The sequence below is a fragment of the Lacticaseibacillus camelliae DSM 22697 = JCM 13995 genome (assembly GCF_001436615.1).
Classification (GTDB): domain Bacteria; phylum Bacillota; class Bacilli; order Lactobacillales; family Lactobacillaceae; genus Lacticaseibacillus; species Lacticaseibacillus camelliae.
In genome coordinates, this window is the sequence record NZ_AYZJ01000018.1 from 1 (window position 1) to 21,526 (window position 21,526).

Here is a 21,526-nt window from a genome sequence, read left to right on the forward strand (position 1 = left end):
TGCGAATCGTGATGCAGGGACGCCTGCGTTTTGGGCTAAAACCGCTTTGTGTCTCAACCTCCAAATTCAAATCAAGCGGTTTAGAAGTTAGTGGTGTCAGGATCAGTGGCGAGCCCGGCCACGCCGCGCATGCCGTCCAGCGTCTTCATGTCCTCATCGCTGAGGGTGAAGTCGAACAACTCGGTGTTCTCCTTGATGCGGGCGTCGTGAACCGACTTGGCCAGCGGCAGGAAGCCGTGCTGCAAAGACCAGCGCAGCAGGACTTGGGCGACGCCCTTGCCGTACTTGGCAGCGACCTTGGCCAGCTCTTCGTTGCCTAACAGTTTGCCGGTGCCAAGCGGGCTGTAGGCCTCGCTCAGAATGTTGTTTTCCGCGTTCATCTTGGTGACCGCCGGCTGCAGATCCGATGGGTTCAGGAAGATCTGGTTGACCATTGGCTCAACGGTCGCATCAGCCTTGATGACGTCTAAATGGGCCTGCCGGAAGTTGGAGATCCCAATCGCGCGGGCCTTGCCATCCTTGTACACTTGCTCCATCCCGCGCCAGGTTTCCTTCAGGCTGTCCGGATAAGAATCACGGAAACTCACCGGGTTCGGCCAGTGGATCAGGTACAGGTCAACATGGTCCAGACCCAGCTTGGTCAGGGACTCATCAATGGCCTTTTGCACCAGGTCAAAGCTGTGGGCATTATTGTTCAGCTTCGTGGTGACAAACAGGTCGTCGCGCTTTAACCCTGCAGCTGCCAGTCCCGCCTTAATGCCTTCGCCAACACTGTCCTCGTTGCGGTACATGGCCGCCGTATCAATGTGCCGATAGCCGTCTTTGATGGCCACCTCCACGCTGTGCTTAGCCACGTCGCCATCCGGCGTCTGCCAGGTCCCAAACCCCACGATTGGGATCTTAACGCCGTTGCTTAAAGTATACGTGTCGCTCATTTTTGAAATTTCTGCCATGATAAACTCCTTTACTGTTTGTGCTGTCAATTACTTCTATTGTACCCTATGGTGAACTCGAGCGTCACTTCTGCCAGCTTGGATAACTGGTGATCAGCCCTTGCGTGCCCAGATCGCCGTGACCTGCATCCAGCAGCGCCTGATACAAGGCCTTGGCCTGCTTGGTGGCGGGCAGATCCAGCCCCATGCGGTCGGCCTCCTCTAAGGCGATGCGCAGGTCCTTGACGAAGTGCTTTACGAAAAAGCCGGGCGTGTAGTCACCGGCCAGGATCCGCGGGCCGTAATTGGCCAGGCTCCAATTGGCGCCACCGCCGCCGCCAACCGTGGCCAGCACTGACTCTAGGTCCAGCCCAGCGGCCTTGGCGTACACCAGCATTTCGGTCAGGCCGGTCATCGTGCCGGCAATCATGATCTGATTGGCCATTTTGGCATGCTGCCCGTTGCCCGCCTGGCCAAAGTAGTGGACGGTTTGACCAATCACTGAAAACAGCGACTGCAGCTGATCATACGCCGACCGGTCGCCGCCAACCATGATCGTCAGCGTCCCTTTTTGCGCGCCGACGTCCCCGCCAGAAACCGGCGCATCCAGGGCACGCACGGATTGCTTCGCGGCGGCCTGGGCGATTCGAGCAGCTAAAACGGGCTGGCTAGTGGTCATGTCGACCACCGTACTGCCGGGTTTGGCACCAGCCAGCACCCCATCGGAGCCAAAATAAACCTGCTCGACGTCCCGGGGAAAGCCGACCATCGTAAACGTCACATCGCTCACTGCCGCCACGGCGCGCGGCGAATCCGCCCACTTTGCGTCTGCGTCCAGCACTGCCTGCGCATGCGCCGGCGTGCGGTTATACACAGTCACGACATGGCCGGCGCGCAGGAAATTTTTAATGATTCCTGTGCCCATAATGCCGGTCCCAATAAATCCGATCTGCATCTGCTCGCCTCCTATTCTTGACACTAACCAGTATAGCGCCGCCCGCCACAAATGAAAAAAGCAAAGATTAAAACGACTTTCTGCACGTGAGCAGAAAGCCGCAATGGTGCCCTAACCGGATCAGGCCTGTAGAAAACCATGTTCTAACACGTCAAGATATTGTTGCACCTCATCGACCAACCACTCTAGGTCCTCGACCTTGGCGTGCGGGTGCGCGTCGAGAAACGGTTGCGCTTGCTGACTGACCAAGGTGATCATCCCCTGAATCAAGCCTTCGACCAAGGCTGGCGACACGCCCTCGCGCAGCGGCATGCGCGCCAGGACCGGACCGGCTAAGTCGGTGCTCGCCATGCTCAGTTCATTTTGAATCAGGGCCTGCAGCTGCGGTTTGACCGTTTCTGGTAGGTCGCTGCCGCCGTACAGTGCCATTCCAAAGCGCATTTCGTCTTGGAACTGCAGCTGCAGCTGAATCTTGTAGCGGAGCGCACGAGTGAGCATCGACTGGAGGTCTGGCGCATTCTGCCAAACGGAAAAATCGGCGACCGCATTCAGCCGGTCGAACACCCAGTGGGCAACGGCCAGATACAGCTTGGCCTTGCTGCCAAAATAGCGAAAGATCAACCCCTTCGAGACCTGCGCCGCTTGGGCAATCACGTCTGTCTTTGCCGCCTGATAGCCCTGGCAGGCGAATTCATGCATCGCGGCCGCCAAGATCCGGTCGACTTTGACCGGATCACGCGGCACCTTTGACTCTTTTTTCAGCATCGCGATCCCTCAATTCATCGTCAAATCACGCCGGCGGTAACCGACATAAGCCAGCCCGAACAAGGCAATCCCCAGCGCGGTCATCCAGGCAAAAGTGGGCCAGGCGACTGCGTGTGTCGGGACCGCGTTGACCCAGCCAAATGGCGACAGCCGCTCTGCCCACTTGGGAAAATCAAGCATGGGACCAAGAAACATGGACAGCACCCCATACACTGGTACGACCCAGATCAGTGCCTGAAGTCGGGGCAGCAATCCCACCAGCAGCGCCGCGATCCCGCAGACCACCAACAGCGCCGGCCAGTAGCCGATAAAACCGCGCATAAACCGAGCCAAGCTGATTGTCGTGGTCATCGAGGCGTTGCCGGCCACTGCCATGCCCAAGACGCCAAGCGCCAGGGCCAGGGTGCCCACACTGACCGCCTGAATCGTATGACTGAGAAACAGGCGCAGGCGAGAAACCGGCGCGGCGTGCAGCAGCTCAAGATACCCTTTGCGCTCGTCGGCGTTCAGCCGCAGCAGGATCGAAATTGCCGGCACTGCAGCCACCACCGCGAAAATCACGACCAGCGTATTGGCGAGTCCCAGCACCACGGCGCGGTTGGCCGCATTGACCCCGCTATTACCCAGCAGCTTAGCCATCATGGGATTTGATTTGACCAAGTCGCCGACCGTGCCAAAAATCGACCCATACGCGGCGCCGAGGACAAATAAGCCGATCAACCAAATTATCGTGCTGGTTCGCTCAAGCCGTGCAAGGAGCATCAGCGGCCCTTGCAGGAAGCGTGATGCAGTGCTGCGACCTGCGCGCGGTTCAACCAGGCCGGCCCCAATGTCGCGCGCGTTGGCCAGCCCCACCGCACCAAGCAGCACGCCAGCACTCAGGCCCAGCATCAGCCAAATCGGCGTCCAGACATTCGCGGTGTAAAGTTGCATTTTTTCGATCCAACCAAAAACGGTCCAGCACGTGAGGTTGGGGTTCTGCACGTCGGTCCCCATCCGCGTCATGTACAGCAGGCCCAACCACACATAACTCAGCATCGTCGCCGCGCGCGCGGAGCTAACCATCTGCGCAAATAGCAGTGAAAAGGTGCCGAACATGAACCCAAACGCGGCCAGCCCCAGCCCAAACAGCCAGCTGCCTAAAGCATTGGCACCAGGCATACTGGCCGCCTGCAGACCCAGGGCCTCCAGGATACCAGCCACGGCATTGATCAGTACCAATTCAACAATGGCGGCCAGCAGTGGACTCTGTCTGCCGACTGCATGGGCCAAGATCAACTCAGTGGTGCCGGTATCCTCCTCAGCCCGCGTGGCGTGGACGGCAAAGTAGATGTTCATCATTGCGGCAAACAGGCCCATGAACACCATCATTTCCGCCCCGTAGATCACCGCCGAAGAAAATGGTGGTGTCGCGGTAAACGGCCCAAGCAGCGACACCATGGCCGGGGTCTTTAAGGTTTTCGCAATTGACGCCATCGCTTTGGGGGTGCCGTAGATGCTCTCGAACTTCGCGGCCGCGCTGGCCATCAAGCCTGCCAGCCCAGCAATCCACAGCCCAATTTTCAGCCAGTCGCGGTGCAGGTCAAGGCGCACCAACGACCAAGTGTTTGCGAACCTACTGCTCATCTTTGCCACCTTCTTGGTTGTAGTAACGCAAGAACAGGTCCTCAAGCGTCGGCGGAGTGGTGGTCAGCTGGGTGATGCCAAGCCGGCTGAGGGTCGTAATTGTCTGACCGATGGCCTCTGCGTCCACCGAAAAAACTGCCTGGGTCGGCGTTTTGGCCTTGAACTGATGCACTGCCGGCAGCGCTTTTAAGCCGGTCAGTGGCTGCTGAGTCGTGACGTGCACTGTGCTGCGACTAAGCTGACGCATCTCGGCCAGACTGCCCACCTCAATGATCTCGCCTTGGCGAATGATCGCGATGCGGTCACACATTCGCTCCACTTCGCTGAGAATGTGCGAGGACAGCAAAACACTTTTCCCCGTCTGCTTCAGTGCCAAGACCTCCCGCTGGAAGACCTCCTCCATCAGCGGGTCAAGGCCGCTGGTCGGCTCGTCAAAAATATATAAGTCCGCCTGACTGGAAAACGCCGCGACCAGCGCCACTTTCTGCCGGTTACCTTTCGAGTAAGTCCGGGCCTTCTTGCTCACGTCCAGATCAAAGTCCTTAATCAGCTCGTCGGTGCGGGCCGTGTGCCACTGGCCGTTCAGCCGCAGCAAAAAATCGATTACCTCACCGCCGCTTAGGTTCGGCCACAGATTGACATCCCCAGGCACGTAGGCGATGCGCTTGTGGATGCTGACCGCATCGGCCCACGCGTCTTGGCCAAAAATGGTTGCCCGGCCAGCAGTTGGGCGCAGAATGCCGAGCAGCGTCCTGATGGTTGTCGACTTGCCGGCACCATTGGGCCCAATGAACCCAAACACTTCCCCAGGGTGAATGCTGAATGTGATATCCTTCAGGGCCTGAAACTTTCCGAACTTTTTCTGCAAGTGATCAACGGTCAAAACGTCTGCCATGATCTCGCCTCCCCAATTGATGAGGCAAGTGTACGGCCTGGTGACTGCCCGGTCAATGACTTTCGAGTCACTGACGCGGCGGCGTGATACGTTGCGGCCCAAGGGTTTAGAGCGGAGGCAACACGTCAGTCAACCGCGGTTGCCATTTATCGAAAAACCCCTTGAGCGGCAGTGGCCGTTCAAGGGGGCAAAAATCACGTGAAACTTTGGTTACTCAACGATTGTCACGACGTCGTCCCAAGGCGTCGCAGTGGTGGCCAACACGGCGTTCAAACGATCGATGTTGGCCTTGCCTTCGGTTTGCAGCCATTCTCTACCGGCTGCTTCGCCGCGCGCCGCAAACGGGATGACCCCATCCTTCCAGGTCGCCCGGCCGCACAGCACCCCATTGAAGGTGGAGCCGGCGTCATGTGCAAACTGTAATTCCTTCAAAAACAACTCGTTGGAGACGCCAGCGCTCAGGAAAATAAACGGCAGATCCGTGGCGTCAGCCTGCTGCTGATAATAGCTTGCGGCTTCCGCTTGACTGTAAACCGGGTTTTCGCCGTCAGTAAAGCCTTCAACAAACGCCTGGTTAACTGGCACTTCGACTTTAAGCACCGAGACGCGGTAACGGGGATTGCTAAACTCCCGCGTGGTTTCAATCACCTTGTGCGGCTTCACTTTTGCGTATGCCGCATCGGCCACAGAGGTCAAATCCGCGGCGTAAGTGACCAGCTCCAAGAAAAACGGCAAATCGTTGGCCGCGGCTTCCGCCCCAACTCGTTCCACAAAGGCCCGCTTGCGCTCATTGACCGCATCGCCTTCATCGACGTCGTAATAGAGCAGGAACTTGACCGCGTCGCCACCTTCTTCGGCGATGCGCAGCGCGCTTTGGTTGTTGATCAGATCCGGAAAGCGGCCCGGTTCAGTGGCGTCGTAGCCCGTTTTTTCGTATGAAAGCAGCAGTCCGGCACTGGCCGCGCGGGCCTTGGCAGCAGGCAGCCCAAATTCTGGATCAAGCAAGATCGCGCTGGCGTACTTGGTCAGCTCCTCGGACACGACCTCCTTAAAATCACTCAGTGCAGTTTCACTGGCCGCTCCAGCAGCCGCTGCGTTCAGCATTTTCTGCAACGAGCCCCGCTGGTCGATCGCCAAGGCGGCAATGACGTGTTGATCGTTCGACAGCTGCTCCAGATGTTGATATTGACCCTGTGTCAATTTTACCGACATGTTTGTCCCTCCAATATTTCTACCCCAAATGTTCAGTCAGCCGTGCTAGTGCTTCACAATGTCATTGATGTAAACCACACCGGCCTGCCCATCTTTCAGCAGGTCAGGTTCCGCCCCCAGCATCTGGGCATTCAAATAGCTGATCACCATCGGCAGGTTGGCGCCGGCGTACAGGTCAAAGTCGCCGCCTTGCGCCAGCACCGCGGCGGCCACATTGCTCGGCGTCCCGCCCTTCAGATCGGCCAGCACCGTGACTTTTGACTCGCCGGCAATGGCGGCCTCGAACTTGGTGCGAAAATCTTCCGGTCCTTCGTTTGGCTGCAGCCCCACAGTCGCAATGTCATCTTGCGGACCCATGATCATTTCAGCGCTGGCCTTAAGCGCGGCGCTGAAATCCCCATGGCTGATCAAAACCAATTTGCTCATTTTATTGACTCCCTTACCCATTAATTTGCACAACGAAGACGCCAGACACGGCTGGTTCCCGTGCGACAGCGCCTCTTATAGCCAGTTTAACTAACCCTTTGCGATCAGCCCCAGTGCGGAAAGCACCACGGACACGATCAGCACGATGAAAATGGCGCGGGTCGAGGTCATGTGCTTGCGCCCTAGTAGCCAGTAAATCCCGGCAACGATTAGCGCCGGCAGCAGCTTAGGCAAGATCATGTCCAGACTGTTTTGAATGTCCAGCGGGACGGACCCCACGTTAGGCGCCCAGGCAAACTTCACGTTGATCATGGTGGCAACCAAGGCGCCAACCATGAAGACCCCCATGATGGTCGCCGTGTTGGTCAAAGCAGCGAGCCGGTGTGACATGGTGGTCACAAGGGCGACCCCTTCGTTGTAAGCCACCCGCAGCTGCTTCCACCGGAAGACCATGACCGCAACTTGCGCCAGGATCCAGATGAACACGCCGATCGGATTGCCTTTTGTCGCCATGTTAGCCGCAATCGCGCCAAAAATCGCAGGGATCAAGGCTGCGAAAATCGAGTCCCCGATTGAAGCGAACGAACCCATTAACCCGGCTTTCATCCCGGCAACAGTTTCCTCACCCTTGATGCCTTCCTTTTCCTCCACCGCCAGATCGATCCCGGTAATGATGGTGTTAAAGAAGTTCGAGGTGTTGAAGAACTGGGTGTGCGTCTTCATCATTTCTTTCAACTCTGGCGTGCCATCCCCGTAAATCTTGCGCAGCTGCGGCAGGATCGTGTACAGGTAGCCGGAGCCTTGCATCCGTTCGTAGTTCCAACCCAGCTGGAAACCGAACAAACTACGTCGGTTGATCTGACGGAAGTCTTCATCGTTCAGCTTATAAGTCGGCGTCTTAGAGTTCATCATCTTCGATTTCTCCTTTCTCATCCGCGGCAGGCTTCTTGTCGCTGGTGCCAGACCCGCTGCTTCCACTGCCACTGGTCGATGTCGACTGCTGGTAGGCGATCGCAGCAAAAGCAAACCCAATCAGCGCAATGGCGAGCATGGACAGCCCGTTGAAGGACGTCGTAAAGGTCTTCGCCACGCCAGCCATCGCGGTTCCTAAGGTTTGAATGTTGCCGAAGACGGTGGAGAACAGCATTGTCACGGTGAAGCCAAGAATCAGATAAGCAAAATGCTTCTTCACCGGCAGGTAATGCAGCAGGATCGCAAACCCAACGGCCGGCAGTACCGCCCCAGCTGTCGCGAGCCCATCGCCCAGCCACTTCCAGCTCGTGTTCAGCACACGAGCCAGGTTGGCCACAAACCCGCCGCCGAATGCCAAAGCCAGCCCTACTGGAATCATCCGGGACAAAGCCCATGGCAGTGCCCCGGCCAAGAAGTAACGCTCAATGCCTTTGTAGTTATATTCATCCACCATCTTGTCGATCTTGTGGGCGAAGAAGGTGTTGGCGAACCGGGCCAAAATATCCGTTTGAATCATGATGCTGGCCACTGGAACGGCAATGGCTGCGACCGCGGCCGCTGGCTTCATCCCGGAACTGATTGAAAAGGCCGTGGCCAAAATAGTCCCCGAGTTCGCATCAATTCTTGATGCGCCGCCGAACGTGCCCACCCCGAGGACGGTCAGCTGCATCGACGCCCCTATCAGCAGTCCGGCGCGCATATCCCCCATGACCAGCCCGGTCACCAGGCCCGCGAAGACGGGTGAACTCATCGCGGAATAGATTTGCAACTCGTCAAGAATTTGATAGCCTGCGTATAATGTTAAAATTGCAATTTGCCACCATGCGATCATTGTTAGCTCCTCCTATCCTTTTTGAGCAGCGGCATAAAGTCCGCCGCCGCATCTCCCGGCACCATCTGAGCCACCAGGTGCACCCCAAGGGCATCAAGTTGTTCAAAGGTCGCCACATCGGCATCGACGACATTGATCGATTTCGTGATTGAGCGGGTCTGATCCGTTTGCGACATGTTGCCAACGTTGATTTCTTTGATCGGCACCCCGGCCTTCACTAGGGCCAAATAGGTTTCTGGCCGCTTGGCGACAAGAAAGACTTTCTGCGAATCATACCGGTGATCCAGAATTTGCTTGGCGGCGCGTTCAGTATCTAGCACTGACAACCGCACCCCATCAGGCGTTGCCATACGCAGCCCACTTTTTTCCACATCACTCTTTGCCGCGTCATCATCGACCACAATGATCCGGGTCGGCCCGAGCTTGGTCGTCCAAAGGTTGGCGACTTGACCGTGGACCAGTCGGCCATCAATCCGTGCTGCAATAATTGCCATGAATTATTCCTCCTTTGTTTTGCTATCCGCTACAAGCGGGTGGTCAACCCACTTCAGACTGTCGGTGAAACGCCCCTCGGTCTCAAATACGATCACCGTGTTTTCGCCTGCATGCAGCAACCCCTTTGGCACATACAGCGAAAACGTTGGGCCCAGATCCCAAAATCTGCCGACATTAAACCCGTTAACCAGCATCACCCCCTTACCAAAGCCGCGACAATCTAGGTACGTGTCTTGCGGTTCATCAAGTGTTACTTGGTACTGATAAAAACTTGGCACACCTGCATGCCACCCTCTGGAAAAATCGAGCTGCGGGGCCCGGTCGAGGTCCAGCGCGTGCTGAACAAATCCTTGAATAAAGTGCAGATCGACCATCACACCGGTGCGCACCCCTTTGTGCTGGGTCGCCGCCCCGAGCTTCGGGCCATAGTTCACCCGCCCCATGTTTTCCAGCAGCACATCCAACTGATGCCGACCGTGCTCGTCAGGCAAAGTCAGTGCATCCCCAATGGCTTCCTGATACTGTGTTCCGAGCCACTTTTCATCAACAAACGCTTGGATGCGGTCGCGCGCGTCAATGATTCGAAGCTTCAAAGCCGCGCCGGTATCGGAGGATTCGAGCACTGGGTGGCTGCGATACAGCGTGTAACCACCCGTTTGCCCTAAGGCCTCCTGCGTTTGCGGATACGGAGCCGCCACTGGCTGGGCCAGCTGGTCAAGAACCGCGAACAGCGAAACCTTGGCGATCAACGGTGCTGTCGCCGGCTTGAGCGTCGGTTTGACTAACGGCTTGGCCTGAGGGAGCGCCGGCAGCACCTCATGGACCATTTGCTGAATGGCGTCGTACTTGGCCGTCGGATTGCCTTGTTCATCAAGCAGCGCGTCATAGTCGTAGGACGTCACCTGTGGTAGATCATGCGCCTGGCGCGCAGACGTGCCGTTCATGAACCCAAAACTGGTCCCGCCGTGGAACATGTAAAGATTCACACTGCCCCGTTCAATGACGGGGCGCAGTGCCGCCGCAGTCTCTTCAGGCGAGCGCCGCACGATTGGCTCACCCCAGCGATTAAACCAGCCGGTCCAAAATTCCATGCACATGAGCGGCCACTTGCGGCCATGCGCGCGGTGAAAGGCTGCCAAGCAATCGAAATTGCGCATGCTCCGGCCGCCAAAGTTACCCGTCGCCAAAATGCCATCATCAATCAGACTGCCGGCGTTCAGCGCGGCTGGCCATGGCCCGTCTGAGGTGACTAGGGGCACGTCCACGCCGTGTTGGCGCATCATTTTGACTAACGCGCGCATGTACGCGTGATCTTCGCCGTATGAGCCGTACTCGTTTTCCACCTGCATCATCAAAACATTGCCACCGTGAGTCACCTGGCAACCAACAAGCTGGGGCATGAGCGCATCATAGTAGCGGTCAACTGCCGCCAAAAATGCAGGATCGTTTTCTCGCAGCCGCATGGGTTGGGTCAGCAGCCAGGCGGGCAGCCCACCAAATTCCCACTCTGCACAAATGTACGGGGAGGGCCGTACGATGGCATACAGCCCAAGTGCCTGGGCGGTCCGCAGAAAGTGCTGGAGGTCCAACCAGCCCGCGAAGTCAAATTGACCCTCATGGGCCTCGTGCAGGTTCCACGGGACAACGGTCTCGACGGTGTTAAACCCCAGCGCCTTCAGGTTGTACAAACTGTGCTGCCAATCACTGGGATGAACGCGAAAATAGTGAATCGCCCCGGACAAGATTTTGAATGGCTGACCGTTGAGCAAAAATTCTTGGTCCACTGTGAAAGTTGTCATCCGCTCAGTTCTCCTTCAGGTGGTCATTTGACCTGTACCGCTCGGTCAGTGGCCCGCCTGGTACACCAACGCGCCATCCAGGTGCGTTTCAAGAAGGTGCAGGTTAGGATCCAAAACCAGATAGTCGGCCGCCCGACCGGGTAAAATACTTCCGCAGCGGTGTTGAATGCCACAGGAGGCCGCTGGCGTTTGCGTCGCCATTTTGACAATGGCCGCAGGGGTGCCTGCGCCCCAGGCAAGCAGATGACTAAGCGCATCTTTAAGCTGCAGCACTGAGCCGGCCAGACTGTCGCCAGCTTTGAGCCGCGCCATGCCGTCCTTGACGTAAACCGCAAACTCTCCCAGCGTGTAATCGCCATCCGGCATCATCCCGGCACGCATGCAATCGGTGATCAAGGCGATGTGTTCCGGCCCCACTAAGCGAATCAGCATCGTGGCGACTTCGGGTCGGACATGATGGCCATCGCAGATCAGCTCGTCAGTCACCCCTTCAAGCGCCATTGCCGTCCCCACCATGCCCGGTGCACGGTGACTCAGCGGACTCATGCCGTTGAACGTGTGGGTGAACACCGTGGCCCCGGCGTCCACACACGCTTTGGCCTGCTCAAATGTCGCATCACTGTGACCCAGTGCCACCACGGTACCGGCCGCCGCAACGGCCTGCGTAAAGGCCACCGCTCCTGGCCGCTCCGGGGCAATCGCAATTTTCTTCACCAAACCCTGCGCGGCTGACTGCCACTCATTAAATTCAGCCACGCTTGGATTCTTAAAGTATTTCGGATTTTGCGCGCCCTTGTGCTCAGTGGTGAAGTAAGGCCCTTCGAAGTAAATGCCTTGGATCTTGGCGCCAGGCTCCTCGCCGGCATGGTCGGCGATTGTGGTGCACACGGCCTTCAGCTGCTCGAATGACCCTGTCAGCGTAGTCGGCAGCCAGCTGGTCACCCCGGCCTCAACCAGGTGTTGGCTCATCGCGGCGATCCCGGACCAGTCGTTATCCATGACGTCGTGGCCGAGCAAGCCGTGAATGTGAGTGTCAACCAGCCCTGGCGCGATCCACCGGCCAGACTGCTCGACGATTTTGCCGGTCGGCCGGACGCCTTCCGGGAGGTAGGCCCCAAACTTGCCGGCCGCGGTGACCTCGAGATAACCGCCGGTCTCGACCGCATGCGGCAGAAAAAACTTGGCGGCATGAACGTACTCACTCATTTTTTCACTCCTCTCGAAGCTCAACGCCCTGCTGGGTAGTCGTGCAAAATCACGCCTTTGACGACCCGGTTAACGGTGCCAGTCGGTGAAGGGGTATCAGGCCGATTGCCGACCTTGATCGAGGCCAGCAGCGCCAGCGTCTGCGCGAACATCACATCCGGCAGCGCTTGGTAAGCCTCCGGCATGGTCGCTAAACCGTGTTCAAAATAGAAGCCACTGCCGGCAAAATCCTGTGCTGAATGGGTCCCGACCGCCATGACGACAGGGGCAATGTTGTCGCCTTTGACTTCGGCCAACAGGTCAAGGTCGTATTGTCTGCTGTAAGAATCATTGGCAACAAAGTCGAAAAGCAGCGTCTGCGCGTTCACAAAGCTTTTCGGCCCGTGGCGAAAGCCCATGGAACTGTCAAACATGGTGGCGTACCGCCCTGCCGTAAGCTCAAGGACCTTCAGCTGCGCCTCCCGGGCCAGCCCGCTCAAACTGCCCGTACCCAGGTAAACGATGCGCTCAAAATCCTGGTCGACCAGCGCTTGAATCGTCTGTTCCCGCGCAATCACTTCTCGGCCCATTGCGGCGAGCGTTTCCACCCATTGCCGCTTAGCATCAAGGCTGGCAGTGTCAAAGACCAACAGCGCGGTCAGCAACATGCAGGAGAAACTTCCCGTCATGGCAAACCCCTTGTCATTCGACCGGGCTGGCTGCATCAGCAGCAGTGTCTGCGGCTCGGTTTGCGCCTTGAGGGCTAATTGGCCATCCGGCGCACAGGTGATGCTGATTTGATGAAGTGAGCTCACGAGCTGCTCAGCCAGCTCGACTGTCTTCAGGCTTTCCGGCGAATTGCCACTGCGGGCAAACGACACGAGCAGGGTCGGCTCATCTGCGGTCAAGTAGTCGCCAGGCGCTGAGACAATGTTCGTCGTGGCAACCGACTCGAACGTGAAGCGGCTGCGGTCACCGTGCGCCTGCAGGTACGGCGCGACGGTATCCCCGACATACTGTGAGCTGCCGGCCCCAGTAAACAGCACCCGGACCGGCCGGCCGCCGGCTTGGCTGGCAACTGCCGTCAGGAAAGTCGAGACGGTGGCTTGTTCTTTTTCATAATTGGCAAATGCTTCCAGCCACAGATCGGGCTGCTGCTTGATTTCCGCAGTCGTGATCTGGGCTCCCATCTTGGTCAGCGTGTCAGTGGTTTCTTCAAACAAAGTGGTCTCCTCCAGTAAATTGATTTAGTGGTTCGCATGCTGTACGTGATAGACAAACTGGTCAGCGCGCGCGGCGCTCATGGTGTATTCAATGATGTTGCCGGCACTGGTAAAGGCGGTGCGGCGAATCTTCAGGCAAGCCGAATTTGGTGGGACGTCCAGTAATTGCGCGTATTCCGCGGACATCAAGTCGGCGAAAAAGGTTTCATCCACCGTCGCGATGTGAATGCCGTAGTGATGCTCGAGCAGGTCATAAAGAGGGGTGTCCTTTAGCAACGCCTTGCTCAAATTTGGCAGCACAGCGGCGGGCAGGTAGCTTCGCTCAGCCATCATCGGGCGATGATCTGCCATTCGGATGCGATCAAGCACATACACTGCGGCACCGTGGTTAAGGCGCAGGTGATCGGCAACCATGGGCGAGGCAGGCACTTGCTTGAGGCCAACCACTTTACTTTCCGGATTGCGCTTCATTGCCCCCATCTGCTGGGTGAAGCTGAATGCTGCGGCCACGTCGGCACGATCATCCAGCGGTTCGGCAACGAACGTGCCCTTCCCTGGGCTGCGGTAAATGAGCCCCTGCAAGAACAACTGGTTGAGCGCAGCCCGCACCGTATTGCGGCTCATGTGATACTGCTCACTGAGCGCCCGCTCTGAAGGTAGTTTGTCATTGGGACAAAGCTGCTCAGTCACCAGGGTTGCGAGCGTCTTGGTCAGCTTTTCAGATAACGATTCTTTCGCCATTTCATCACCTCCCATTTGTCCTTGTGGTACCTACCACGGACAACCTACGCCCGAAATGGCAGCGTCGTCAAACAGATACACTCGAAATTCATCGTCTTCTTTCAGTTTTTTAATCTAAATGGGGAAAGCAGGCCAGCATCCCTAAGAAAGCCATTATTTTAGGCAATAAAAAAGTATCAGGTACCTTTTTTATCGCCTAAGCATGCCCACTGTTATTCCCCATATTAGTTATTTTATATTTTAAAGGTTCATCTCTGGATTGCGGCCATTTTCCAAGCTGAGCATTCATCACTTTACTAAACGGCTTCGCCTATCAGGCTTTTAAATAACGCCTGTGAAGCGTAAAAGCTTTAGGAAAGCGATTTCTTTGCCGGTTAAATTTGGGCTCTTTTCAGTTAATTTCAGGGTGAGCCACGCCTCGTCCCTACTTCTGGAACACTGAATCGAGCGCAGCACCCACACGCTCGCGGCCGCAACGGCGCGGGTCGGCAAAGCAACACTTGTAAACTTTGCTGAATCTGTTATTCTTAGTATGTTGCCGGCAACCTATCAAAGGAGTCTTTCACTTGCTCATCTTTAACGAATTTCCAGTTGGGGCAGCGACCCTTAATGTAGTCGCCGCGCATCGGGCCAAAACAGAACAGGGACTGCGCAAACTCGGCGTGTACCCGGGCCAGGAAATGCTCCTCATGGCCCTGCTGCAAGACGGCGCCACTTCTAAATCCCAAAGCACGCTAGCCGCACAGCTGGACGTTGATCACTCGACCATTGCGAAATCCGTCCGCCGCATGGCGGCAGCAGGCATCGTCCAAACTGAACGCTCTGCCCAAGACGGTCGGGTCACGCTGGTGACGCTCACGGCTTCCGGCCTAACGCTTGCTAGCCGCGTTAAAACCGTCTGCCAGCATGTGGAACAAGTCTCCACCGCCGCGCTTTCGCCCGCGGAACAAACCACTTACATTCAATTAGCCGCGAAAATGACGGCTGCACTAAAAAAATAAGCCATCAGGCGGCCGCCTGATGGCTTTTATACAAGCTTCATTGTTACTGAGCTAAAATGTCTTGCCGACTTCAACCGCCTGCTTTTCGGCAGCCTCAACGATGGCCTTAGCCTGATCAGGAAAATGATCCATCCCCTCGACCGGCAGATCAACGACCTTTTCCGTCCCGAGGTATTCTAAGGCTGCGTGCACGTACTGCGTTGCCGGATCTTTGCCGGCGTATTTACCACCAGCGGCCTGGATGTGCATGACTTTCTTGCCTGGCAGCAAAGCGATGTGACCGGTGGCCGTGTACCGGAAGGTCTGACCAACCACGGTGATGGCATCGATCCAAGATTTCAGCTTGGTGGGGATGCCCAAATTCCACATCGGGTTGGCAATAATGACCTTGTCCGCCGTCTTGAACTGGTTCAAAGCGTCCCCGAACACGGCCAACTTGGCAGCGGCTTCGGCAGTCGGCGTGACGTTCGGGGCAAAGGCCTTCAGCATGTCCCCGTCAAGTTCTGGGAAATTCTCTTTATAAAGGTCACGTTCAACAATTGTGTCATCTGGATTGGCAGCGCGATAGCTTTTCATAAAGGTGGCCAGCACCTTCATGCTGCGGGAGCGGTCGGGACCAAAAGGATGTGCTTTAATAACTAATACCTGACTCATATTGATTGTCTTCCTTTCATGACTAGCAGTTTTGTTCACTCGTATAAGGTATCACTAAAAAAGGTGGCCGGCAACCTTTTTTGAAAAAGTTAATTAATCAGGAAACTCACCAGCCGCTCACCGGGGCGCCAGTATGCCAAGTCCTGGTGATTGCAAAATGCGAACCCATGTTCGATAATGGTTCCGAGGTGATCAACATGACTGTTGCCCAGGATGTCCGAATCCTAAATGAACGTATCGATGCCGCCTTTCGCAGACGCTACAACACCCGTTACGTCTTGATGGCCAGCAAAGTCCAGGCAGACGATGCGATTTCCTTTTTTATGAACGTCTCGCCTAAGGGGCACCGGCGCCGTTCCCTGCCCCTGCACAGTCTGAAAACTGCCGACCTAGACTACTTCGAGCAGGTCATCGCCGGCATCCATGCGCACACTCACCTCACCATCTACTACTGCGGCTTTGGCCCCAAGGATTTTTGGCCCAGCACCGGTCGGCCAATCGAGCCCAAACCGCGCGGAATCGAAATCAGTCCGCTGGATTGGTGAGTACCTGGAATAAGCAAAATGACGGCCGGCCTTTTAATCAAGGCGACCGTCATTTTTCACCACTGCGGCTCATTTGCTGCTGGAGACTTTCGCTAGGCCGCCGCGATACTGCATTGGTGAACGGCCAAAGTGCTTTTTGAAGACAGAACTGAAATAGTTAGGATCCGCATACCCGACCAAATGGCCAATGGCCTGGCTTTTTTCGGTTGTTTCCAGTAGCAGTCGGGACGCCCGCTCCATGCGAAAATCGGTTAGGTAAGTAATGAAGGACTGGCCCACCTCGCGCTTGAACAGCGTCGAAAAGTACGAGTTGGACACCCCCAGCGCCTGACACACGTCGTTAAGGGACAGCTGCTCATCGCTGTAATGGGCCCGGACAAACTCCTTGGCGCTTTGAATCAAGGCCGTTGACGAGTTGTCACGCGCGGCCGCAAGCTGCCGATTCAGCTGTTTGCACAGGTCAAGCAGCCACAAGCTCAGCGTCTGAGGCGACAATTCCGGCAGCCGCGCGTACAGCGCCTTCGGATCATCGGTCAGCTCAGGAATCTGGAGGTGATTATTCACCGCAAACCGATACAGTGAAGAAACCAAGTCATTGATTGCGACCGTGTGATGCGCCATACAGGTGGCTGTCTGGTTGACATTTGCCAGGTAAGCCTCGACCGCTTCCGCAATTGCCTCGTCCGGCCCGACGTGAACGACCTTGAACAGGTCCGCCAAGGCTGCGTCAGAAATCGGGGTGAAATCGGTGATCTCGGTCGGTGCCACTTCATTGATATTGATCACTTTGCAGGCGCCATACAGACTGCGGTAAGACACCGCCGTGCGCGCACCGTGATAGGCCTTGGGCAAATCCAGCAAATCGTCAGTGACAGCCCCAATGCCGATGGTGATCACGGCCCCAAGCTGACTTTTGATCAGCTTACAGAACCGGTCAGCATCATCGGTCAAGGCCGCCGCATCGCTTTCGGCAGGCAGTTCGACCACCATGACCGTGTTGCGCAAATAGCAGAACGCCACGGTGGTCCACAGCGCGCCAAAAAAATCGTTTGCCTGCTTGAGGACCTCGGCTCGCAAGGCGGTAACATCTTTACCATCCGGCGCCTGCGCGCTGGAGGTATGCAGCACCAGACAGGCGTAAAAAGGTCCGGTCAAGCCTACTTGGTAATCACGCAAATAGGCCTCAAGGGTCGCCGGTTCGACCTGGCCATCGATCAGTGCCGCGTAAAAATTAGCCTGCATCACCGGCAGCGAGTCGCGGTAGTAGTGCTGCATCGCCTGCCAGTTCTGAACGGTGTTGCGGTGCTGGTTAAGCGTCTGACACAAACGGGTCATCACCGCCTTGAGCTCCGCCACATTCAACGGCATCGTCAGGTAATCGGCAACGCCCAGCCGCATCGCCTGCTGGGCACACTCAAAATCATTGCAGTCGGTAAGGATCACAAACGCCGTCTCCGGCGATGCGGCCTTGCCTCGTTTGACGACGGCCAGATCCGCGAGGTCGCTCATTTTCACCTCGGTCAGCACCACATCCGGCTTGGCAGCGCTGATCATGCTCAGTGCCGCCTCAGTCGAAAACACGCTACCGATGACCTGAAACCCCAGCTCAGCCCACGGTACAATCTCCTTCAAACTTGACGCAATGGGTGCGTCTTCAACGAACAGTACGCTGTACTTCCCCATGAGTATGCTCCTGACTTAAACCCCAAAACCCGCAATCGCATTTACTAAATATCCAGCGCAATCATTCACTGATTTTAGTGTAACATGTAAGCGCTTAATAGCAACTAAAACGGCTTTCTTTACTTTATAATTTTTATGCCAAGTCAGTTGTATGATTGCTAAGTGACCCCAGTTTAATTGCTGTCCATCATGAAAATGATCAGTGAGGCCTCGGCCTTAAACAAAAAAGCCGCAACCGCGGCTTTTCTGTGAGACGCATCCAGACGACTGTGCAATCGTCATTTCTCCTGAACATACTTCAGAGAATCGAGGGTGACAGCGACCAGAATAATAATCCCGGAAAAAACGAACTGCAGGTTCGTGTCGATCCCCAGAATGGTCAACGCGTAGGTCAACGCGGTGAAGATGATGACCCCGACGACGACCCCGGAGATTTTGCCGATCCCACCGGTGAAGGAAACCCCACCGACAACGCAGGCGGCAATGGCGTTCATTTCCCAGCCCTGGCCATAAGCCGCAGAGCCTGACCCGACCATCCGGGCGCATTCAAGCCAAGAACCGAAGCCGTAGAGAATGCCGGCCAGAACGAAGGCACCAAGCGTGACGGCAAAGACGGAAATCCCGGAAACCGAAGCCGCTTCAGGGTTGCCACCAACCGCGTACAGATTCTTACCAAAGCGCGTCTTGTTCCAGATGAACCAGACAATGGCAATCGCCGCGATCGCCCACAGAATGATTGATGGAAAGCCGCCAATCTGCGGAATAATCATGCTTGGAATGGCTGGATCAATCGCCCCGAAGGACACCCCTTTCGTCGCGTAGGTAACCAAGCCGAAGATGATCAGCGTGTTCGCCATGGTTGAAATGAAGGGGTGCATCCCAAAGCGCGCAGTGAAGAACCCAGCAATGGCGCTGAGTACCGTCGAAAGGACAATGCAGACGACCAACGCCAAGATGACCCGTGACCACAGTCCCATTTTCGAAAAATCAAACAGGTGGCCAAAGACTTCCCCAGTGTTGGGGCCCTGGTGCATGATGATGGTAGAAGCCGTCATGCCCATCCCGACCATTCGCCCAATGGAAAGGTCGGTCCCGGTAAGTAAGATCAGGCCGGCGACCCCAAGGGCCAAGAACATCTGCGGTGACGCCTGTTGCAGGATGTTGAGGATGTTGTTGTAGGTCAAAAGCGAGGACCCCTTGATGATTGGGGTGATAATCGCCAAAATGATGAACACAATGATGATGGCGAAGTACAAGCCGTTACGCAGCAGGAAATCGCGGCGGTTGAACGTGTACTTGTAGTTCTCCCACTTCTGCTTCATGTTTTCCGAGAAGGTGAACTTAGACATCCGCAACAGGTCAAGTAGGTGATACTGGTAGTTGAACGCCTCGTGCTGGCGGTCTTTGATTTGACTCTGGCGCGCCTGCAGGGTCACTTTCGCGTCAAAGAGTTTGTTCTTATGAACATAATTCTCCTCTTTGATCTCGCTGCGATCAGAAAGCTTGATGACGGTTGCTTTGTGCTCCTGCTCCAAGCGGGCCACTTGCTCATCATAAGCCTTTTTGGCGATGACCTTTTCCTCGGCACAGCTCGCGGCAACGGGCTGGTAATACTCTTTGTCGAAGTGCGCTTTGATGTAACTTTCGGCCTCTGAGACCAGCTTGCTGACCTGATCCTTGTTCTTGGCCTCAATTTGCTTAGCCCCGACCAGTGCCTGCTTATCTTTTTCGATTGCGGCATCGCGCTCCGCCTTACTCAGACTCTTGTCGCGTTTGACCGCCTCGATGTGACTGTTCAGACTGATGACCTGGTCCGTCCCGTCCTTGCGCAGCTCATTAACTTCAGCCTGAATCTTGCCGACCGCATCATCAATCGGCTTGCGCAGTTCTGCTTCGGCCTGCGCGGTTAGCACTTTATCTTCTGCCATGTGTGTCTCCCCCTTACATGTATTTCGCGCTGAGCCTCAGCAGCTCTTCCTGATTGGTCTTCTTGGTATCGACGATCCCCGCCAGCCGACCGTCCGACATAACGCCGATCCGGTTCGTGATGCCTAGGATTTCGGGCATTTCTGACGAAACCACGATGATTGTCTTGCCTTCTTTGGCCATCTTGATGATCAGCTCGTAGATTTCGTACTTCGCCCCGACGTCGATCCCACGCGTTGGCTCGTCCATCATGAACACTTGCGGCGCACGTTCCAGCCATTTACCGACGATGACCTTTTGCTGATTGCCGCCTGATAAACTGGCGATCAGTTCGTCTGGACCCATGGTCTTGGTGTTCATGACCTTGATCTCGTGCTGAGTGGCCTTGGTCATTTTCGGGTCCGACAGCGCCGGCCCGCGGCGATACGCGTTCAAGTTGGTGATGGTCGTATTGAAGGTCAAACTGCCTTTCAGGAACAAGCCGTTGGCCTTGCGCTCCTCAGTGATCATCGCGAACCAATGCTCCATCGCGTCTCTGGCCGAATTGAAGTTAGACAGTTTGCCGTTGAAGTACACGCGACCCGCCGCGCGTGTCCGCACCCCGAAAATGGTTTCGAGCAATTCCGTGCGCCCGGCGCCGACCAAGCCGTAAAGGCCAAAGATCTCACCGCGCCCCACGTCAAACGAGATGTCCTGCAGATACGGCGCGTACTTGGTCGATAGGTGCTGGACCGACAGAATCGTGTCGCCGACTTTGTTGTCGACCGGCGGGAACCGGTTATCCAACGGCCGGCCAACCATGGCCTTGATCAGTTCGTTCAGGTTGGTATCCTTCGTGTTCTTGGTCATGACCAAGTGCCCATCACGCAGCACAGACACCTCATCGCAGATCTGGAACACTTCGTCCATTTTGTGCGAGATGAAGATGATCGAGATGCCCTGGTTCTTCAGCATCCGCACCATGTCGAACAGCTTTTCCACTTCGCGGTCCATCAGCGAGGAAGTCGGCTCATCGAGCACGATCACCTTTGAATGGTAGGAAATCGCCTTGGCAATCTCGACCATCTGCCGCTGTGACACACTCATTTTGCGCATGGGCTGCGTCAGGTTGACCGTCATCCCCAGCCGCCGGAAGAGCTCCGTGGCTTCGCGCCGCATCTGCGCCTCGTTGATCACCCCGAGTGAGGTCGTTGGGTAGCGCCCGAGAAAAAGATTGTCGAGCACGCTGCGGTCCAGCGCCTGGTTGAGTTCCTGGTGGACCATCGCGATTCCGTTTTCCAAGGCATCCTTGGGGCCGGCGAAGGACACCTCCTTACCATCGAGGTAAAACTGGCCTTCATCCCGGGTCTTGATCCCAAAAAGGCACTTCATCATGGTGGACTTGCCGGCGCCGTTTTCACCCATCAGGCCCATCACGGATCCCTTCTTCACGTCCATATCGATGTGTTGAAGGACCCGGTTGCGGCCAAATGACTTGCTCAGGTTACGAATCGCCAGCATCACATCATCGCCAATGACTGGCTTTTCTGGTGTTAGTAATGTTGAATCCTGCATAATACGTCTTCCTTTCCAGCGCCTGCTTGATTTTTTTGATAAAACAACTCCAGGCAACGGGGCGGCTCCGAAATGCGAGAAGCACGGGGCGATCCCTGATCCCTG

Annotated in this window: 19 protein-coding genes and 1 pseudogene; 2 read left to right on the forward strand and 18 right to left on the reverse strand. The window is 56.2% G+C overall.

What is annotated here, in order from left to right; translation table 11 throughout:
• Positions 1–80: 80 nt before the first annotated feature.
• From FC75_RS02760 to FC75_RS02825, 14 genes and pseudogenes are all read right to left on the reverse strand, one after another.
• Complete coding sequence (locus FC75_RS02760) at positions 81–953, reverse strand: aldo/keto reductase (protein WP_054663264.1); 873 nt, start codon at positions 951–953, stop codon at positions 81–83.
• A gap of 64 nt (positions 954–1,017) precedes the next feature.
• Positions 1,018–1,887, reverse strand: a complete 870-nt coding sequence (locus FC75_RS02765) for an NAD(P)-dependent oxidoreductase (RefSeq protein WP_056989060.1) — start codon at positions 1,885–1,887, stop codon at positions 1,018–1,020.
• A 120-nt stretch (positions 1,888–2,007) separates the two neighbouring features.
• Positions 2,008–2,652, reverse strand: a complete 645-nt coding sequence (locus FC75_RS02770; protein ID WP_056989061.1) for a TetR/AcrR family transcriptional regulator — start codon at positions 2,650–2,652, stop codon at positions 2,008–2,010.
• 9 nt (positions 2,653–2,661) lie between these two features.
• Positions 2,662–4,278, reverse strand: a complete 1,617-nt coding sequence (locus tag FC75_RS02775) for an ABC transporter permease (RefSeq protein ID WP_056989062.1) — start codon at positions 4,276–4,278, stop codon at positions 2,662–2,664.
• Positions 4,268–5,176 carry an ABC transporter ATP-binding protein gene (locus tag FC75_RS02780; protein ID WP_169790458.1) on the reverse strand — a complete coding sequence of 303 codons (909 nt, stop codon included), beginning with the start codon at positions 5,174–5,176 and terminating at the stop codon, positions 4,268–4,270. The genes FC75_RS02775 and FC75_RS02780 overlap by 11 nt, the downstream gene beginning before the upstream one ends.
• A gap of 207 nt (positions 5,177–5,383) precedes the next feature.
• Positions 5,384–6,385: a tagatose 1,6-diphosphate aldolase gene (locus FC75_RS02785; protein ID WP_056989064.1), complete on the reverse strand. Its 1,002-nt coding sequence runs from the start codon at positions 6,383–6,385 to the stop codon at positions 5,384–5,386.
• A gap of 45 nt (positions 6,386–6,430) precedes the next feature.
• Positions 6,431–6,811, reverse strand: a complete 381-nt coding sequence (locus tag FC75_RS02790; protein WP_054663254.1) for a PTS sugar transporter subunit IIA — start codon at positions 6,809–6,811, stop codon at positions 6,431–6,433.
• Positions 6,812–6,901: 90 nt separating this feature from the next.
• A complete protein-coding gene (locus FC75_RS02795; protein ID WP_054663251.1) occupies positions 6,902–7,723 on the reverse strand; it encodes a PTS system mannose/fructose/sorbose family transporter subunit IID in 822 nt (273 codons plus the stop codon).
• Between the two features lie 79 nt (positions 7,724–7,802).
• Positions 7,803–8,615, reverse strand: a pseudogene (locus tag FC75_RS02800) (PTS mannose/fructose/sorbose/N-acetylgalactosamine transporter subunit IIC); the annotation flags it as partial.
• Between the two features lie 2 nt (positions 8,616–8,617).
• The gene (locus FC75_RS02805) at positions 8,618–9,109 is read right to left on the reverse strand and encodes a PTS sugar transporter subunit IIB (protein WP_056989065.1); all 492 of its coding nucleotides are present in this window, start codon (positions 9,107–9,109) and stop codon (positions 8,618–8,620) included.
• Positions 9,110–9,112: 3 nt separating this feature from the next.
• The gene (locus FC75_RS02810; protein ID WP_054663244.1) at positions 9,113–10,909 is read right to left on the reverse strand and encodes a glycoside hydrolase family 35 protein; all 1,797 of its coding nucleotides are present in this window, start codon (positions 10,907–10,909) and stop codon (positions 9,113–9,115) included.
• Positions 10,910–10,954: 45 nt separating this feature from the next.
• Positions 10,955–12,115 carry an N-acetylglucosamine-6-phosphate deacetylase gene (nagA, locus tag FC75_RS02815; RefSeq protein ID WP_056989066.1) on the reverse strand — a complete coding sequence of 387 codons (1,161 nt, stop codon included), beginning with the start codon at positions 12,113–12,115 and terminating at the stop codon, positions 10,955–10,957.
• A gap of 20 nt (positions 12,116–12,135) precedes the next feature.
• Positions 12,136–13,317 carry an SIS domain-containing protein gene (locus FC75_RS02820; protein ID WP_056989067.1) on the reverse strand — a complete coding sequence of 394 codons (1,182 nt, stop codon included), beginning with the start codon at positions 13,315–13,317 and terminating at the stop codon, positions 12,136–12,138.
• 24 nt (positions 13,318–13,341) lie between these two features.
• A complete protein-coding gene (locus FC75_RS02825) occupies positions 13,342–14,058 on the reverse strand; it encodes a GntR family transcriptional regulator (protein WP_054663241.1) in 717 nt (238 codons plus the stop codon).
• Between the two features lie 566 nt (positions 14,059–14,624).
• Between FC75_RS02825 and FC75_RS02830 the strand changes: the two genes are divergently transcribed.
• Positions 14,625–15,059, forward strand: coding sequence for a MarR family winged helix-turn-helix transcriptional regulator (locus FC75_RS02830; RefSeq protein ID WP_054663238.1), 435 nt, complete (start codon positions 14,625–14,627; stop codon positions 15,057–15,059).
• 51 nt (positions 15,060–15,110) lie between these two features.
• Here FC75_RS02830 and FC75_RS02835 read toward each other — a convergent pair whose 3' ends face one another.
• A complete protein-coding gene (locus FC75_RS02835) occupies positions 15,111–15,713 on the reverse strand; it encodes an FMN-dependent NADH-azoreductase (protein WP_054663235.1) in 603 nt (200 codons plus the stop codon).
• Between the two features lie 80 nt (positions 15,714–15,793).
• Between FC75_RS02835 and FC75_RS02840 the strand changes: the two genes are divergently transcribed.
• Positions 15,794–16,258, forward strand: a complete 465-nt coding sequence (locus FC75_RS02840) for a hypothetical protein (protein ID WP_056989068.1) — start codon at positions 15,794–15,796, stop codon at positions 16,256–16,258.
• A 69-nt stretch (positions 16,259–16,327) separates the two neighbouring features.
• On the opposite strand, the gene FC75_RS02845 is transcribed toward FC75_RS02840, so the two are convergent.
• The 3 genes from FC75_RS02845 to FC75_RS02855 all read right to left on the reverse strand — a co-directional run bounded on the left by FC75_RS02845 (position 16,328) and on the right by FC75_RS02855 (position 21,421).
• The gene (locus FC75_RS02845; protein ID WP_056989069.1) at positions 16,328–17,941 is read right to left on the reverse strand and encodes a helix-turn-helix domain-containing protein; all 1,614 of its coding nucleotides are present in this window, start codon (positions 17,939–17,941) and stop codon (positions 16,328–16,330) included.
• A gap of 278 nt (positions 17,942–18,219) precedes the next feature.
• Complete coding sequence (locus FC75_RS02850; protein ID WP_056989070.1) at positions 18,220–19,869, reverse strand: ABC transporter permease subunit; 1,650 nt, start codon at positions 19,867–19,869, stop codon at positions 18,220–18,222.
• Between the two features lie 13 nt (positions 19,870–19,882).
• Positions 19,883–21,421: a sugar ABC transporter ATP-binding protein gene (locus tag FC75_RS02855; protein WP_056989071.1), complete on the reverse strand. Its 1,539-nt coding sequence runs from the start codon at positions 21,419–21,421 to the stop codon at positions 19,883–19,885.
• Between the last annotated feature and the right edge of the window lie 105 nt (positions 21,422–21,526).

Bases quoted from the DNA above. Each gene is read 5' to 3' on its own strand.
- FC75_RS02760 (WP_054663264.1), bottom strand. From the start codon at position 953: ATGGCAGAAATTTCAAAAATGAGCGACACGTATACTTTAAGCAACGGC.
- FC75_RS02835 (WP_054663235.1), bottom strand. From the start codon at position 15,713: ATGAGTCAGGTATTAGTTATTAAAGCACATCCTTTTGGTCCCGACCGC.
- FC75_RS02790 (WP_054663254.1), bottom strand. From the start codon at position 6,811: ATGAGCAAATTGGTTTTGATCAGCCATGGGGATTTCAGCGCCGCGCTT.
- FC75_RS02795 (WP_054663251.1), bottom strand. From the start codon at position 7,723: ATGATGAACTCTAAGACGCCGACTTATAAGCTGAACGATGAAGACTTC.
- FC75_RS02845 (WP_056989069.1), bottom strand. From the start codon at position 17,941: ATGGGGAAGTACAGCGTACTGTTCGTTGAAGACGCACCCATTGCGTCA.
- FC75_RS02850 (WP_056989070.1), bottom strand. From the start codon at position 19,869: ATGGCAGAAGATAAAGTGCTAACCGCGCAGGCCGAAGCAGAACTGCGC.
- FC75_RS02855 (WP_056989071.1), bottom strand. From the start codon at position 21,421: ATGCAGGATTCAACATTACTAACACCAGAAAAGCCAGTCATTGGCGAT.
- nagA (WP_056989066.1), bottom strand. From the start codon at position 12,115: ATGAGTGAGTACGTTCATGCCGCCAAGTTTTTTCTGCCGCATGCGGTC.
- FC75_RS02770 (WP_056989061.1), bottom strand. From the start codon at position 2,652: ATGCTGAAAAAAGAGTCAAAGGTGCCGCGTGATCCGGTCAAAGTCGAC.
- FC75_RS02810 (WP_054663244.1), bottom strand. From the start codon at position 10,909: ATGACAACTTTCACAGTGGACCAAGAATTTTTGCTCAACGGTCAGCCA.
- FC75_RS02765 (WP_056989060.1), bottom strand. From the start codon at position 1,887: ATGCAGATCGGATTTATTGGGACCGGCATTATGGGCACAGGAATCATT.
- FC75_RS02825 (WP_054663241.1), bottom strand. From the start codon at position 14,058: ATGGCGAAAGAATCGTTATCTGAAAAGCTGACCAAGACGCTCGCAACC.
- FC75_RS02775 (WP_056989062.1), bottom strand. From the start codon at position 4,278: ATGAGCAGTAGGTTCGCAAACACTTGGTCGTTGGTGCGCCTTGACCTG.
- FC75_RS02785 (WP_056989064.1), bottom strand. From the start codon at position 6,385: ATGTCGGTAAAATTGACACAGGGTCAATATCAACATCTGGAGCAGCTG.
- FC75_RS02805 (WP_056989065.1), bottom strand. From the start codon at position 9,109: ATGGCAATTATTGCAGCACGGATTGATGGCCGACTGGTCCACGGTCAA.